Origin of the sequence: Youngiibacter multivorans, assembly GCF_017873395.1 — a bacterium.
GTDB classification, from domain to species: Bacteria; Bacillota; Clostridia; order Clostridiales; family Clostridiaceae; genus Youngiibacter; species Youngiibacter multivorans.
Genome location: NZ_JAGGKC010000013.1, coordinates 32,484 through 47,908 on the forward strand (window position 1 = coordinate 32,484; position 15,425 = coordinate 47,908).

The window sequence follows — 15,425 nt, forward strand, 5'->3', positions numbered from 1 at the left end:
TCATTGCAATCACTCCTGCCTTCTGATGTCACCTCGTTCAACCAGGTCATCGACTATCTTGTCGAACATTTCCTTGTCAATCCTGTATTTGAGCCTGTACACAATGTAACCTGCAGCTATGAAGAAGAGAGGCAGGATCAGCATTGAGAACTTCATTATGAGGAGGCCTTCTGCTGTGACATCCTCAGGCCTTGCAGCGGAATTGATTCCTGAAAGTATGAGGGTCACGCCCACTATTCCGTTAGCTATCGCTCCGCCTATCTTGTTGATGAATGGCTGAACTGAGAAGGTTATGCTCTCATTCCTCCTTCCAAGCTTCCACTGTCCGTATTCAACGGTGTCAGACATGAACATCAGCATGAGCAGCTGAATGAAGGCCTCAGCCACGAATATGAGAACACCTGAAATTCCAATGAAGACCATGTTCATTGGAGAAAGGAAGAACAGGACATAGCCAACTGCAACCATGACCGTGGCAGCCCCGTAAAGCTGCTTCCTCGTGAATCTCTTCGAGAACATATGGAACATCGATAGAGCCGCAAGCTGTGAAACTCCAAGTATTCCGGCAAAAACCGGATACATGCCTTCATCCCTGAAAGCATATTTGAAGAAATACACTCCGAAGGTAGTCGTGGTGACATATCCGATCATGAAGAGACCCATCGATGCTGCAGTGTACATCAGCTGATCGTTTCTGAAGAGGACTGATACTATCTCCTTTAGTGTCGTATGCTCCTCATCCCTGTAAAGTGACCTGTCTTCCTTCACTCCTATAAGCGTAAACAGAAGGAACAGCCATGTTATGGCTACAACGGACACTGCAAGTATGAACCAGGCTTTCTTGTCTCCTCCAAGGGCATTAGTCACAGGCAGAATCCCGACAACAATGGCGTACATCCCGATATTGGCACAAATCCTGGCAAAGGCTCCTGTCTTCTCCCTCTCCTTCTGGTCAATGGCAAGGGACGGCAGCATGGACCAGTAAGCTATGTCGTTGGTACCGTAGATCAGGTCCCAGAGAAGATATATTATTCCGAAGGACAGTATGAGCGAAGTACCGCTAAGGCCAAGGTCAGTGAACAGCAGGACAGTGAGGATTCCTCCTATCAGTCCGCCAATGACTATCCAGGGCTTGAACTTCCCGTATCTTGAATGCGTATTGTCTACAATATATCCCATGAACGGGTCGTTCACCGCATCGAATATCCGAAGGACTGTGAGTATGCCTGTCATCCACCACATGACGCTGTCAGGCAGGTCCAGGATTTCAGTTAGGTATACCATGAGATACATGCTGATTAGCGTAAAAAGCATGTCGCGTCCGATGGTACCAAGTCCGAATGCAATTCTGTTCCTCTTGTATCTGTCCATATCAAGCCTCCCGATACATCATTTCAGTCCGAACCCCATAAGCTCTACAACGAACGAGTCATTCATCAGCTTCCTCGTGAACACTTCCCTGTATTTGTAGGTCTTTGTCTTTTCTGCATCCCTTAAAGCCTGCAGTTCCTTTGGCAGCTCCTCATGCTCCTTCATGATGTGCTCGAGCATGTTCTCGAATTTTGCCAGCCTTTCAATCAGTTCACCTTGGCAGATACCTTCAGAAACTGATATGCTTCCTGCCTCCGCCACGTATTTCTTTCCGTCCTCAGACAGCCTTGTGAATCGCTCCATTTCAAGCCCTCCTGTGATTGGATGCATCCCTATTCAAATAATCAGAATACTTTGACTTAAGTATATCATTTTTCTTAATTGTCATATACGCCCCTCTGTGGCTGGGGATCTTTATTCCTCCAAAAAGCCCTCCGGTGCATCGTTTAAAAATGCCATATCCCTTTTTTTCATGGTTTTGGTGGAGATGGAGGAAGATGTAAAGTATAATGTATATATCGAACAAAGAACACCTTCATCTGATTTTCATTCGTAATACTTATGGCGGCGGGCACTTTCTGGTCATCCTGGTTAATTCCCTGAGTGACTTCGAAGCGGCCTTATTGGTGCGATACGGCCAAAATTTACCGTATGTTTTCCAATTGTCCAAACCAGGTATGCCAGAAAGGATTATACTTTAGGATTGAAGAGATGTTGTTTGAGGAAAAATAAACTTTTGGGGGGATCGGTGTGGTAAGCATTGAAAAGATCGTCAGGGCCAGCAGTCTTGAGGAAGCCTATGAGCTTAACCAGGACAGGAAGAGGGTCGTCATTGGCGGATTCATGTGGATGAAGATGGGAAACAGAAACATCGCAGAAGCCATTGACCTGTCAGGACTTGGCCTCGATACCATCGAGGAGACAGGTGAGGAATTCAGGATTGGCTGCATGTGCTCATTAAGGAGCCTTGAGCTTCATGAAGGAATAAACAGGGAGTTCAAAGGCTTCATAAGGGAAGCAGTGCACCGTATCATCGGAGTACAGTTCAGAAACGGTGCTACAGTCGGAGGAAGCATATACGGCAGATATGGGTTCTCTGATGTGCTGACAAGCCTTCTGGCCCTCGATACTCACGTCGAGCTATACAAGGGTGGAATCGTTCCTCTCAAGGAATTCGTCCAGGTGAAGCCTGATACAGACATACTTGTAAGTGTCATAATCAAAAAGGACGGAAGGAAGGCATCCTATAAGTCCCAGAGAAACACCAAGACTGACTTCCCTGTGATCACAGCAGCAGTTGCCATGAAGGGAAGCACTGTTTATGTGTCTGTCGGAGCAAGGCCTTCAAAGGCAGGTCTCGTCGAGAGCAATGACAGCGGCCTTGCGGCAGGTTCATCAGCAGAAGAGATCCTGAAGTTTTCAGAATGGGCCAGAGACCAGTTCACCTATGGCAGCGACATGCGTGCAGGTGGAGACTACCGTAAGCACCTGGCATCGGTATACATAAGGCGGGGCATCACGGAACTGCTCGGAGGTGAAAAGGCATGACGATAAAACTGTGGCTGAACGGAAAAGAAATAACAAGGGAAATAGATGACGGCAAGCTTTTAATAGACTTCCTCAGAGAAAATGGATGCGGTAGTGTGAAGCGTGGCTGTGAGACCTCCAACTGCGGACTTTGCAGCGTAATCATGGATGACAAGCCGGTCCTCTCCTGCTCAACACTTGCAGCTAGAGCGAATGGCAAGCATGTATATACCCTGGAGGGACTTCAGAAGGAAGCGATTGAATTCGGAGAGTTCCTTGCAGACCAGGGAGCGGAGCAGTGCGGATTCTGCAGCCCGGGAATAGTCATGAGCGTGATCGCCATGTCAAGGGAGCTCAAGAATCCTACTGATGAAGAGGTCTCACTGTATCTCTCAGGGAACCTTTGCAGATGCACAGGCTACATGGGACAGAAGAGAGCAATAAGGAACTATCTCTCGAGTAGGGGGGAGAAATAATATGCGGCATATAAGCAAGCCTATAAGAAAAAAGGATGCCATGTCCCTTGTCACTGGAAAACCTGTATATACCCAGGACCTTTCACCTAAGGATGCCCTTGTGGTAAAGCTCCTGAGAAGCCCACATGCCCATGCAGTAATAACCGAGATAGATACTGAAAAGGCAGCAGCGGTTCCAGGAATAGAGTGCGTACTCACCTACAGGGAAGTAGCCGGTGAAAGGTTCACTCTGGCAGGTCAGACATATCCTGAGCCGAGTCCATACGACAGGCTCATACTCGACCAGAGGGTAAGGTTTGTCGGAGACCCGGTGGCAATTGTAGCAGGAACTACATCAGCTGCGGTTGATGAAGCACTGAAGCTAATCTCAGTGAAGTATGAGGTCCTCGAGCCGATCCTTGACTTAAGGAAAGCAAAGGATAACCCTGTTGTGATACATCCTGAGGACAACTGGAGAAGCCTTAGACCGGTAGGAGCCGATAACAAGAGGAACCTCTGTGCAAGCGCCTCAGACCAGCACGGGGACATCGATGCAGTGCTTGCAGCCTGTGATTACGTTGTAGAACAGACCTATCATACCAAGGCCAACAACCAGACAATGATGGAAACCTTCCGAACCTTCACATACAAGGACGCCTTTGGAAGGCTCACCTGCGTGTCATCCACCCAGATACCCTTCCATGTAAGAAGGATACTTTCGAATGCACTTGGGATACCCAAGTCCCAGATAAGGGTAATAAAACCCAGGATTGGCGGAGGCTTTGGAGCCAAGCAGACAGCAGTTTCGGAGATATATCCGGCAATCGTGACCATGAAGACCGGAAAGCCTGCTCTTATAGTCTACTCCAGGCAGGAATCACACATAGCAGGATCACCAAGGCATGAGATGGAATTGACTGTAAAGGTAGGAGCAACCAAGGATGGAATAATCCGTGGAATCGACCTTCACACACTATCTAATACTGGTGCCTACGGAGAACACGGACCTACTACGGTAGGACTGTCAGGTCACAAATCAATACCTCTTTATGGAAAGACAGATGCCTTCAAATTCAGCTTCGATGTCGTGTACACAAACGTTATGTCTGCAGGAGCATACAGAGGCTATGGAGCTCCACAGGGAATATTTGCAGTTGAGTCAGCTGTAAATGAGCTGGCTGTGAAGATGAACATGGACCCGGTTAAGCTCAGGGAGCTGAACATGGTCAAGGAAGGCCAGAAGATGTATGCATATTATGGCGAGCAGCTCAACAGCTGCGCACTTGACAGATGCATGGCAAAAGCCAAGGAAATGATCAAATGGGATGAGAAGTATCCGGCAAAGGACCTAGGAAACGGTAAGGTCAGGAGCGTCGGAGTCGCAATGGCCATGCAGGGTTCAGGCATATCCAAGGTTGATACTGCAGCAGTATCCCTTAAGGTCAACGACGACGGATTCTATACCATGGGTATAGGTGCATCAGACATGGGCACAGGCTGCGATACCATACTCGCTCAGATTGCCGCTGACTGCCTTGACTGCTCGGTGGACGACATTGTAGTGCACGGAGTTGACACAGACTCCTCACCTTATGACAAGGGCTCCTACGCTTCAAGCACAGCCTACGTCACAGGAATGGCTACAGTGAAGACCTGCGAAGTTCTGGTCGAAAAGATCAAGAAGGCAGGGGCTTCCAAGCTAAAATGCGACGCTGACAAGGTTGATTTCGACGGGACGAAGGTATATAACGTGGAAACCAATGAATCTATAAGCCTCAAGGATATCGGCAACGCTGAAATGGATGGAAACAGAAACTCCCTGTATGCCACAGAGTCCTTCTCATCACAGACATCACCACCGCCATTTATGGTAGGTATGGCTGAGGTGGAGATTGACAAGGAAACAGGAAAGGTAGACCTCATAGACTATGTAGGAGTAGTAGACTGCGGAACTGTCATCAATTCCAATATCACAAGGATTCAGGCTGAAGGCGGAATTGCACAGGGAATCGGAATGGCGCTCTATGAGGACATCATATACAGCGACAAGGGACAGCTTTACAACAATTCCTTCATGCAGTACAAGATACCGACAAGGCTTGATGTTGGAACCATCCGTGTTGACTTCGAAAGCAGCTATGAGCCTACAGGGCCGTTCGGAGCAAAATCCATCGGTGAGGTCGTCATAAACACCCCTTCTCCGGCTATAGCAGGAGCAGTCCTCAACGGAGTCGGAGTATGCATCAGGGAACTCCCGATTACTGCAGAAAAAGTCTATAATGCAATGCAGGAGCTGAAGTAAGACTCACAGCCTAATGAAGAATACCTGAAACTAATAGTATCGTTTCAAGATAAGAAAGAACGCTTGCGGTAACTCCGCCAGCGTTCTTTCTTTGGTATTCAGTATTCAGTCACCATCTGTTGCTATCAGTTTCTTGTAGAACTTCCTGCCGCACTTTGGGCACCTCACCAGAAGCAATCATAGCTCCCTTTAAGGCTTCCCAGATGCTATGAATCTTTGGATTTAGCCCCCGCCCAATACTGGTATGAACAGCAGTATGTCTTTGTCCTTTACCATGCGGTTCTGGCCCTTCAGAAAAGCTATTTCACGTCCGTTCAGAAGTATCCTGACCCATATATCCTGATTTCCAGCTTCATCGTATACCATGGATTTTAGCATGTAGTCAAAGGTCGCATCCAGCTTGTCCATGCATTCCTCTATGCTGCAGGGTGTTTCAATTTCTACAAAGGTCACTGAATCACCGAACAGTTTTTTGAAGGCTGCATATCCACGGAGCTCAATGGTTCCCATTCAGATAAGTCCCAGTTCCCTGAGCTTTTCTTCACGAGGTATTCCATTCTCATCCCAACCTCTTGCTTCATAATACTCATCCAGCATTGCATTGAGGTCTGCTTCCGTGATGAGTTCTCCTTTGGACAGGCCATCCTTCAGCTCTTCCTTCATGAATCGTTCTGGCAGAGTATCATCCTTGCGTGAAAATCCTTCCCTGACATTGAACATGCGGGTGAGATTATTGAGCCTTTCACCCAGGGCCCAGACATCTTCCTTGGTAAACTCCATTCCTGTTGCACCGGTCAGCTGCATTGCTACTACTTCCTGGGCATTATGCGGCATTGCCAGCTGAGTTGGGAATTCGCAGAGCGTAGCAACATCATATGTCCCGCAAAAATCCTGATTGAATTTGGTAAGTATCCCCTTTCCCTTGATAGCAAGTCTTTCTACCGGGTATGGGAATGGCATGCCGAATACTTCCTGGAATGCATAGCCTCTGTTGTGGTCAGCACCGTTATATGCTGTAGCAAAGTTAAGTCCATGAGCCTTAAGTCCCCTTGGATCATATGCAGGCAGCTCAAGTCCTTTGACATTCATTGCAAATTTTTCTGCCCCGTTTCCAAGCTTCTTTGCAAAAACCCTGGTCCCATCTGACATCATTTCGCCAAGTCCTTCTCTGTAGGCCATCATCCTGACCAGTTTGGCTATGGTATCTTCATTGCCCCAGGTCAGATCCAGACCCTCAGCTCCAGGAAGCAGCCCCTTTTCATACATCTCCATAGCCATGGAAATCGTGACGCCTGCCGAGATGGAATCGATGCCCAATTCATCACATAACCTGTCCATTACAAAAATGAAATCAGGATTTTTGATTCCAAGCATCGAGCCGAAGGAGTAGAGAGTCTCATACTCCGGACCCTCTGTAGCGATTCCAGCGTATTTTCCATTTTTAGCCATTCTGACCTGACTGCAGCCAAGAGGACATCCAAAGCAATTGTTCCTTCTGACCTTATATTCTGAAAGAGCCTCAGGACCTATGGCAGAGTAATCCTGACATCCCGTATCAGTGTAGTTCCTGCTTGGGAATACACCTACTGCCTGAGCTGCATCCACTGCAGAAGATGATCCTACATGGGAGAATACAGGATAGGCAAATGGAGAGTCCTTAAGCGCTTTAGTAAATTCTGCTATACCTGCCTGAAGGATTTCGGGATTGGCTACTGGTACAGTCTGGGTTCCTCTTATTGCAATAGCCTTGAGCTTCTTGCTTCCCATAACAGCCCCTACACCCTTTCTTCCCATGGCTCTCTGCTCATTGATTATCGAGGAAATAAGGCTGATGTGTTCACCGGCCGGGCCAATGCATGCGATTCTGTAATTCTGGTCGTTCAGCTCTTCCTTCATGTAAATCTGAGTATCCAGGGCATTTATGCCCCACAGCTTTTCTGCTGAACGTATGCTTACCTTATCATCCTTTATGGAGATATAGACCGGCACGTCTGAGGCACCTTCAATAACAATAATGTCATAGCCTGCATACTTCAGTTCAACTGGCATGTGCCCACCGCTGAATGAATTGCAGATTGTACCTGTAAGCGGGGACTTTGTCGCAACACCCATTCTGCTGGCACAGATTGCCTTGGTACCTGTCAGCGGCCCGGCAAAAAAGACAAGCTTATTCTCAGGACCTAATGGGTCTATACCGGGAGAAAGCTCATCATACAGCAGCTTATCAGCCAGAAGCGCACCGCCAACATACTTTCTGAACACTTCATCATCAAGCTTTTCTTTCTTGATCGATTTGTCCGTCAGATTGATCCTAAGGAGAGAGTTCCAGAATCCGCCGTGAATTGACATAACAAATACCTCCCGTATTTTAATCATAGGTCACCTAAGAAGTTACCCATAACTCTTTCCAAACACGGGAGGCATTGAATCTCAGGTCAATACCCATTGGCTTTGTCCCTAGACAAAGCTCGAGCTATTACCTAAATTATAAAACTAAATAATAGGAATAACAATTATTCCTCATCACTTTGACTGGTATTTCACCTTAACACAATTAATGGTCTGACATACGGTTGCTACATTTAAGCTAGCTCACCTTATCCCTGAATCGAAGCTTACAACGACTTCGGTAAAGCTGCCCTTTATCACCTCAACCTCGACGGGCTTGAGGAACGGAAGCTGCATGCCACCTGACTCAGATTCCAGCATATACCTTCCTTCCGGAACAAGAATCTGGAATAAACCGTCCTTGTCTGAGACTGCCTTTATCTTCTTACCGGTTGCAAGATTTCTCACAACGAATGCAGCATCAGGATATGGAATAGAATCTGGTTCACCTTGCTTTGAGACAGGACTGACAGGTCCGATGGTTACCGTACCCATAATCCCTGTATCCTGGTCGGTTGGTGCTAAGCCGCACGAAGAAACCAGAATGAATAAAGCTGCAATAATGGTCAATGCGATATATTTCCAATGATTCCGCAATCTGCAGAGAATTCGTCCATTACTCCGATTCATGTCACTACCTTCTTCTTGATCAGCTATTCTTAGAGAACCTGGTGCCACACTTGGGACACTTTACCTCTACCCTACCCTTGCCTTTGGGAACCCTGACCAGCTGCTTGCATCCCGGACAGCTATATACTCTGTAGGTCTTGCTCAGTTTCATTATCTGGATCTGATTGCTTATCTTACGAAGAAACCTGTCTCTCACCTGCATGTACTTAAGGTTCTGGGCTGAGCGCAGCCTTTGATTCTTTGAAAATATCCTTGAATATGAGTATATTATGATCATGAATCCAGCCAGGTTGATATATGGGTTTTTCGCAAAGCTTCCCACAAGCATTACCACAAAGCTGGCATATACCATCATTTTTGATAGCTCGTCCACACCATATCGTCCCTGCATTAGTCTCCTAAGTCTTTCTTTCATTTCCAGCATCCTTCCAACATTTAGTAGTTCTTTACAATATCCTATTCTACATCTGTAACTTTAAAAATAGATTACAGCAATAATGGCAAGTCATCCTCATTCCTTAGGAGCAGACAGCCTGTCCACCTTTGACTTTACAAGCATCCTTACAAGCCTTCCATTCGAGAGCTTACCTCTGTCCTTGCCGAGCCTTATGAAGGTCTGTGTGATAGTCTTAGGGACGTATGGCTGCTCTCCTTCTGCTTTTCTCTTCAGGCTTATAGCCTTTACAGGGCATGTAGTTACACAGAGTCCGCAGCCTATGCACCTGTCCTCGTCAATTGAAGCTTTCCTCTCATTGATCACAACAGCATCCATCTGGCATCTTTTGATACAGATACCGCAGCCTATGCAGGGATCAATGTCTACTACAGCCATGAATGGCGATGATACGAGCCTTCCCGGTTTGGGCTGCTTCTTAAGGGTCTTCAGGACTCCACAGCAGCAGCCGCAGCAGGCACAGATGAACACGGCATCGCGCTCATTGCCTGGTGAAAGCACAAGCCCAGCCTTATCTGCCTTTTTCAGGACCTCAAGGGCTTCTTCCATTGTAATGGCCCTGCCTCTTCCTATGCGCTGGTAGAAGTCTGCTCCCTGCCCGAAGGACAGGCAGGTCTCCTTGGGTTTTCCGCAGCCCTCGCCAATCATCTCCATTTCAGTCCTGCAGATGCATGGGGTAACTGTGAACTTTGTCTGAGCCCTTACCAGTTCCTCAGCCTTCTCATAGGACAATATCTCAGTGTCCCCTCCAACAGATCCTCCTACCGGAACTGTCCGAAGCTGAGGCGTCTTCTTCCAGGTCCTGGAATCAAGCAGATGAGGCGCATACTCCTCGAAGTAACCAATTAGCTCAAGGTCAAGCCTGCCTATCTGATATTCCCAGATGCCGACAACGAACTGTGAAGCCATGTATCTCGGAGGCTGACCTTCCTTTCGTGTTCCGTAGATCAGCCCCTTCTTCTCCATCTCATCAAGCCTTTCTCCAGCCTCATCAACAGGTATTCCCATCCTCCAGGCTACAACCCTCGGCTCTTCCTCGATTATGCTTAGTGCCAGGGCCATTTCTGCATCCTCTGGTGTAAAGAGTTTCTTTAGTATCTTGATCTCAACTCCTGACTCAGTCTCCGGAAACCCGCCAGGCAGGTCATCCAGATGCTTTGCCAGCCTTCTGTACAATTCATCGTTCATTTAGCACCCCAAAAAAATTATTGTCCTCATATTATGGCTATCCTCACTACCTCAAGCTCAGCTCCTGAATATAGTGATACGTCTGTACCATGGCATCTTGGGCAGGCAGTCTTTTCCTTCGTTCTCCAGTCGAAGTTGAAAATTTCACCACAGTCGCTGCAGCTTGCAGCTGCGGGGACCCGGATGAATCTTATCTTCGCACCTTCTGCGATCGTTCCTTTGCTTATGTAGTCCCAGTACTTCTGGGTGATTTCCTCGACGAAATCCCTCATTTCGCCTACCTTAAGGTAGACAGCATCAATCCTTACCGCCCTATTTTCTTCAGCAGCCTTCATGGCCTGGGCAAATATCCTGTGTGTAAGCGGGAGCTCATGCATCTTCAGGTCCCCTTCTGATCATAGTTTGCCTGTCTTAAGTCTATATGCTTCTATCTTCTCTTCAAGGTAACCGCACCATCCATCTAGTCCTTGTCCGGTCCTTGCAGAAACCCTGAACACCCTCATTTCTGGATTAAGCACCCTGACCCTTGATTCAAGTGCTTCGAAATCAAAGTCGAAATACTCGACAGCATCCACCTTGTTGACAAGCAGGACATCACATACCCTGAACATGTTAGGATACTTGAGTATCTTGTCATCACCCTCTGGAACACTGAGTATCATGGCCTTCAGGCTCTCACCGATGTCAAATTCGGCTGGACACACAAGGTTTCCTATATTCTCAACGAATATCACATCAAAATCACTGACTGCCATTGTATCAAGTGCGGAGCTGACCATGGAAGCATCGAGGTGGCAGTCTCCACCGGTTCTCAGCTGCACTGCAAATCCGCCTTCACTGACTATCTTCTCGGAGTCTACCATTGAATCGATATCCCCTTCAATTACCCCTATCCTGTACCTGTCCCCGAGTCTTTTCATCGTTTCAACGATTATGCTCGTCTTGCCGGAGCCTGGAGATGACATGAGGTTCAGCATGAATACCCTGTCATTTCCAAGCCTTTCCCTTACCTTTTCTGCCTCATCACCATTTACCGAAAGGATCGTATCCCTTATATCTATCAGTCTTATCTCGTCCATTGCCTTCCTCCATAAACCTGTCTCATTAATATATGATACCATGTAAGACATCAGGCCGCCGGAATAATCCGGCGGCCCTCATCACTTTTTTATCCTGTATTAATCTTTGATTTCTTCTGGCACAGCTACTTTACTACAAGTACAGGGCAAGGTGCGTTCGATACGACTCTCTGAGTTACGCTTCCCATTATGGCTCCGGCCCATGGTCCATGTCCCTTGGTCCCCATTACTATAAGGTCTGCACCCTTCTTTGCTTCCTCCACTACTGCCTGAGACGGGTAACCGTGCACAATCTTGGTTTCGATCTTAACCTCACCAGCTTCAATACCCTTCATTGTGTCTTCCATGACCGTCTTGCTGAGCGCCTCGTACTCCATACTCGTCATGTCGATACCCACTGTTACCTCGCTAGCTATCATGTTAGGGTGCTTCATTATTACATGAAGCAGTTCAATCTCTGACCCGAACTGTTTGGCAATCTCCAGTGCTGCTGCAAGTGCATGTCTTGAATACTCGGATCCATCTGTTGCTACAAGTATCTTCTTGAACATGATGCCTACCTCCTTCCTTATACCGGAAGCACCACATGCTGAATTCGCTTTAACTAGATATAAATAAAACAAACCGACCCCGCATGAGGCCGGTACAGTGCCTAGTATGTTGGAACGCATATCGGCGCCACCGGCGCAAAGCTTCCATGTTTCTTACAATTATTATATCACACACCCCTGTGAACTTCTTGAACAATTCCGGTCTTTTCTTTGAATATCAAAGGATTTTTCTTGTTGCCATTCATTAGTCATAGAATAAGTAGGAACCTGAGATATGCAAAATCAGCTGCATGTAGAAACCTATTTTTGAAATATCTATTCAGCTTAGTTCTGGATATTGCATGTTGGCCTCTAGAATGATATTGTTTATGAATAGCCGGACTGAAATCGATTTAGCCGGTATTTAATGAAATTGACTAAGGAGTCATTATGAAGATAAAAATTATGGCCGACTCGACCTGCGACCTGTCAGATGAGATTCTTGAAAAATACGATATATCCATTGCCCCGCTTGTTGTTACTATTGACGGCAAGGAATATCGAGACAGGATAGATATCACTGCAGATGAATTTTATTCAAGGCTTGCAACCTATGCAAACCCACCGACAACCTCCATGCCGACCCCCGAATATTATATGGACTGCTTCAGCAAGGCAGAGGAAGCCGGGCATGATGAGATACTCTGCATCTGCATGTCCAGCGGCACAAGCGGATCCTATCAGGGTGCGGTTCTTTCAAAGGACCTTTATTTTGAGAATCATCCTGAATCCAAAGTAAGGATAGAGATCATAGATTCAGTGTCAATGAGCCATGGAAGCGGCTGGCTTTTGATCAAATGCGCAAAGCTCAGAGAAATCGGATACAGTTTCGACGAGCTTGTAGAGTACTGTGAACATGTAAAGTATAGGATAAAGCACTTCTTGTCTGTCGAAGACCTTGAGAACCTTATTAGGAGCGGCAGGATTTCCGGAACAGGGGCTATCATCGGGAAAATGCTTGGAATTCAGCCAATAATGTCCATGAAGAACACAAAAGGCGCAGTGATAGCAAAGAAGCGAGGCCTGAAGCAGGTGCTTAACTTCTACGTACAGGAGTTCATTGAGCGTGTAGATTACGATGAGACAGATTTTGTGATAATCGGCTATACATCAGACATCCACAGGGCTGAGAATCTGAAGAACCTTTTTCTTGCAAAGACCAATTTCACAGGCGATGTTTATATTATGCAAATGGGAGTTGCAGTAGGTACTCATGTAGGACTTGGAGGGTTATCCATGTTCTTCCTTGAAAAACCCCATACTGACTTCGCACAGCATATCAAGGAAAAACTGACAAGAAGGATAAGTAATCAGTAAAAACAACCTGATAGAAGCGGCCAGGAGATATCTCCCGGCCGCTTTCCACTTTCAGTGCATTTCAGTTGAGCATACTCGCGATTCTTTGATTATCTTACCCTCTTCAGAAGCATTCCTGTCCTGCTTGGTGAATATACAGTTATTCCGGTATATTCAGGATTTACCTTAAGCTTATGGCTTTCAAATGTCACATCATGGGATATCCTTCCCTGTCCGCCGAAAAGCTGTTCATCGGTATCCAGGATTACCTTCCATGATGAGTCCTCATGTATTGGAAGCTCGTATTCAGTATAGGAATCCGTGGGGTGGAAGTTGAAAATGAATATATGGTCATCCTTCCTGAACGAGATCACCTTCTTGAGATTATCAATGTCAAGTGGCTGCGGGACTCCACCCATAAGGCCTTCGCCTGACATCATATGGATCATGGCGATATCGAACTGGTTAAGGTCAAAGTACCTGAGATACTCGCTGTCAGCGAGGTTCCACTGCCTTCTGCAGTGTTTGAAGCTCCAGCCGTTTCCTTCCCTTGGGAAATCTATCCATTCGGGATGACCGAACTCATTCCCCATGAAGTTAAGGTAACCCTCAGAACCTAGTGATATGGTTATGAGCCTTGCCATCTTATGGAGGGCTATGGCCCTGTCAATTGCCAGGTTCTGGCTGCTCTTGTTCATGTTCCAGTACATTTCCTTGTCAGCCATCCTGAATATGAGAGTCTTGTCTCCTACAAGTGCCTGGTCATGTGACTCAACATACCCTACTCTCTTCTCCATGTATCTGGTGGTTGAAAGCTCATGGAACATAGAGCTCATGTCCCAGTCATCATCCTTCATTTTAAGTGTCTTAACCCAGAAGTCAGGCATTCCCATGGCAAGCCTGTAATCAAAGCCTATGCCGCCATATTCAATAGGCAGGCACATGCCAGGCATACCGCTCATGTCCTCAGCTATGCTCAGGGCATCCGGCCTCATCTCCCTTATCAGCTCATTTGCGAACTGCAGGTATGTCAGGGCATCAAGGTCAGTGTTCATGCTGAAATACTTGTCATAGCTGTCGAAGGCTGTTCCAAGACCATGGTCGTTGTATATCATGGAGGTGACGCCGTCGAACCTGAAACCGTCGAAATGGTACTCCTCCATCCAGAACTTGATGTTTGAAAGAAGGAAGTGTATGACCTCGTGCTTGCCGTAGTTGAACAGCTTCGAATCCCATGTGCTGTGAGTGCCTCTGGCACCTTCATGGAAGAACTGCTGGACCGTGCCGTCGAATTCGTTTATGCCTTCAGATATGTTCTTCACGGCATGTGACTGCACGATATCCATGAGGACGGTCAAGCCTATCTCATGTGCCTTGTTGATCATGGACTTCAGCTCTTCCGGAATACCGAACCATGACGATGCTGCGAAGTAGTTGGAGACATGGTATCCGAATGAAGCATAGTAAGGATGCTCCATGATGGCCATGATCTGTATGGTATTGTATCCGAGCTTCTTTACCCTCGGAAGCAGATTATCCTCGAACTCCTTGTAGGTTCCGATTCCCTCACGCTCCTGGGCCATACCGATGTGGGTCTCGTAGATGAACGGAGGTTTGTTCCTGTCTATCTTGAAATCACCGTCTGTCCAGTTGAATTGCTCTTTCGGGTCCCATATCATCCCGCTGAAGTCATTAGTCTTCTTGTTCTGTATAACCCTTTTGATATACAGTGGAATCCTGTCCCTCATTACTCCATTATGGTGAACATTTACCTTGACCAGTGATCCGTGCTGAAGTGAATCAGTCCCGGGCAGGAATATCTCCCACACTCCGCCTTCCTTCTTCTCCAGAGGGTGTGAGCCTCTGTTCCAGCCGTTGAAGTCACCTATGAGGTAAAGGGCTTCGGCAGCAGGCGCCCATTCCCTGTAGTACCAGCCATCCTGTGTCTTGTGGAATCCAAAGAAATGGTGGCCGTTGGCGAAGTCATTGAAGGTCTTCCCATCTCCAAGCAGAGCCTTTTTAACCTCCCTGTACCTGCTCATCCTTAGGTCTATGTCACTCTTGTGCGATGAAAGCCATGGGTCAATTTCCAGTATCTTCAGAACTTCTTCATTGCCAAATGTCTTGTCCTTCATATGTACCTCC

The 15,425-nt window shown here is 47.0% G+C and carries 15 protein-coding genes and 1 riboswitch; of the genes, 4 read left to right on the forward strand and 11 right to left on the reverse strand.

All coding sequences use genetic code 11. The features are described 5' to 3' along the window. Positions 1-9: 9 nt before the first annotated feature. Both J2Z34_RS08765 and J2Z34_RS08770 read right to left on the reverse strand, forming a co-directional pair. The gene (locus J2Z34_RS08765) at positions 10-1,371 is read right to left on the reverse strand and encodes a glycoside-pentoside-hexuronide (GPH):cation symporter (protein ID WP_209459488.1); all 1,362 of its coding nucleotides are present in this window, start codon (positions 1,369-1,371) and stop codon (positions 10-12) included. 18 nt (positions 1,372-1,389) lie between these two features. Beyond that, positions 1,390-1,674, reverse strand: a complete 285-nt coding sequence (locus J2Z34_RS08770) for a hypothetical protein (RefSeq protein WP_209459489.1) — start codon at positions 1,672-1,674, stop codon at positions 1,390-1,392. A 447-nt stretch (positions 1,675-2,121) separates the two neighbouring features. Here J2Z34_RS08770 and J2Z34_RS08775 point away from each other — a divergent pair, with 447 nt between their 5' ends. Genes J2Z34_RS08775 through J2Z34_RS08785 form a run of 3 tightly spaced genes read left to right on the forward strand, consistent with a single transcriptional unit; the run spans position 2,122 to position 5,655 of the window. Continuing rightward, complete coding sequence (locus J2Z34_RS08775) at positions 2,122-2,919, forward strand: FAD binding domain-containing protein (protein WP_209459490.1); 798 nt, start codon at positions 2,122-2,124, stop codon at positions 2,917-2,919. Next, positions 2,916-3,374 (forward strand): (2Fe-2S)-binding protein, encoded by a 459-nt coding sequence (locus tag J2Z34_RS08780; RefSeq protein ID WP_209459491.1) that lies wholly within the window; start codon positions 2,916-2,918, stop codon positions 3,372-3,374. The genes J2Z34_RS08775 and J2Z34_RS08780 overlap by 4 nt, the downstream gene beginning before the upstream one ends. Position 3,375: 1 nt before the next feature. Further along, on the forward strand, positions 3,376-5,655 hold the full coding sequence (locus J2Z34_RS08785; RefSeq protein ID WP_209459492.1) for a xanthine dehydrogenase family protein molybdopterin-binding subunit: 2,280 nt from the start codon (positions 3,376-3,378) through the stop codon (positions 5,653-5,655). 222 nt (positions 5,656-5,877) lie between these two features. Here J2Z34_RS08785 and J2Z34_RS08790 read toward each other — a convergent pair whose 3' ends face one another. The 8 genes from J2Z34_RS08790 to J2Z34_RS08825 all read right to left on the reverse strand — a co-directional run bounded on the left by J2Z34_RS08790 (position 5,878) and on the right by J2Z34_RS08825 (position 11,945). Beyond that, complete coding sequence (locus J2Z34_RS08790) at positions 5,878-6,165, reverse strand: MoaD/ThiS family protein (RefSeq protein WP_209459493.1); 288 nt, start codon at positions 6,163-6,165, stop codon at positions 5,878-5,880. Then, complete coding sequence (locus tag J2Z34_RS08795; RefSeq protein ID WP_209459494.1) at positions 6,166-8,004, reverse strand: aldehyde ferredoxin oxidoreductase family protein; 1,839 nt, start codon at positions 8,002-8,004, stop codon at positions 6,166-6,168. 35 nt (positions 8,005-8,039) lie between these two features. Beyond that, positions 8,040-8,141, reverse strand: a riboswitch (molybdenum cofactor riboswitch). A gap of 106 nt (positions 8,142-8,247) precedes the next feature. Then, positions 8,248-8,538, reverse strand: a complete 291-nt coding sequence (locus J2Z34_RS08800) for a carboxypeptidase-like regulatory domain-containing protein (RefSeq protein WP_209459495.1) — start codon at positions 8,536-8,538, stop codon at positions 8,248-8,250. A 154-nt stretch (positions 8,539-8,692) separates the two neighbouring features. Further along, positions 8,693-9,088: a BRcat domain-containing protein gene (locus J2Z34_RS08805; protein ID WP_209459496.1), complete on the reverse strand. Its 396-nt coding sequence runs from the start codon at positions 9,086-9,088 to the stop codon at positions 8,693-8,695. Between the two features lie 96 nt (positions 9,089-9,184). Beyond that, positions 9,185-10,315 carry a 4Fe-4S dicluster-binding protein gene (locus J2Z34_RS08810; RefSeq protein ID WP_209459497.1) on the reverse strand — a complete coding sequence of 377 codons (1,131 nt, stop codon included), beginning with the start codon at positions 10,313-10,315 and terminating at the stop codon, positions 9,185-9,187. 26 nt (positions 10,316-10,341) lie between these two features. Beyond that, on the reverse strand, positions 10,342-10,692 hold the full coding sequence (locus J2Z34_RS08815) for a hydrogenase maturation nickel metallochaperone HypA/HybF (protein WP_209459498.1): 351 nt from the start codon (positions 10,690-10,692) through the stop codon (positions 10,342-10,344). An 18-nt stretch (positions 10,693-10,710) separates the two neighbouring features. Further along, positions 10,711-11,394 (reverse strand): hydrogenase nickel incorporation protein HypB, encoded by a 684-nt coding sequence (gene hypB / locus J2Z34_RS08820; RefSeq protein WP_209459499.1) that lies wholly within the window; start codon positions 11,392-11,394, stop codon positions 10,711-10,713. Between the two features lie 125 nt (positions 11,395-11,519). Further along, positions 11,520-11,945 carry a universal stress protein gene (locus tag J2Z34_RS08825; RefSeq protein ID WP_209459500.1) on the reverse strand — a complete coding sequence of 142 codons (426 nt, stop codon included), beginning with the start codon at positions 11,943-11,945 and terminating at the stop codon, positions 11,520-11,522. 429 nt (positions 11,946-12,374) lie between these two features. On the opposite strand from J2Z34_RS08825, the gene J2Z34_RS08830 reads away from it, so the two are divergent. Further along, positions 12,375-13,301, forward strand: coding sequence for a DegV family protein (locus J2Z34_RS08830; RefSeq protein WP_209459501.1), 927 nt, complete (start codon positions 12,375-12,377; stop codon positions 13,299-13,301). 89 nt (positions 13,302-13,390) lie between these two features. On the opposite strand, the gene J2Z34_RS08835 is transcribed toward J2Z34_RS08830, so the two are convergent. Then, a complete protein-coding gene (locus tag J2Z34_RS08835) occupies positions 13,391-15,415 on the reverse strand; it encodes an alpha-amylase family glycosyl hydrolase (protein ID WP_245250583.1) in 2,025 nt (674 codons plus the stop codon). Positions 15,416-15,425 lie beyond the last annotated feature (10 nt).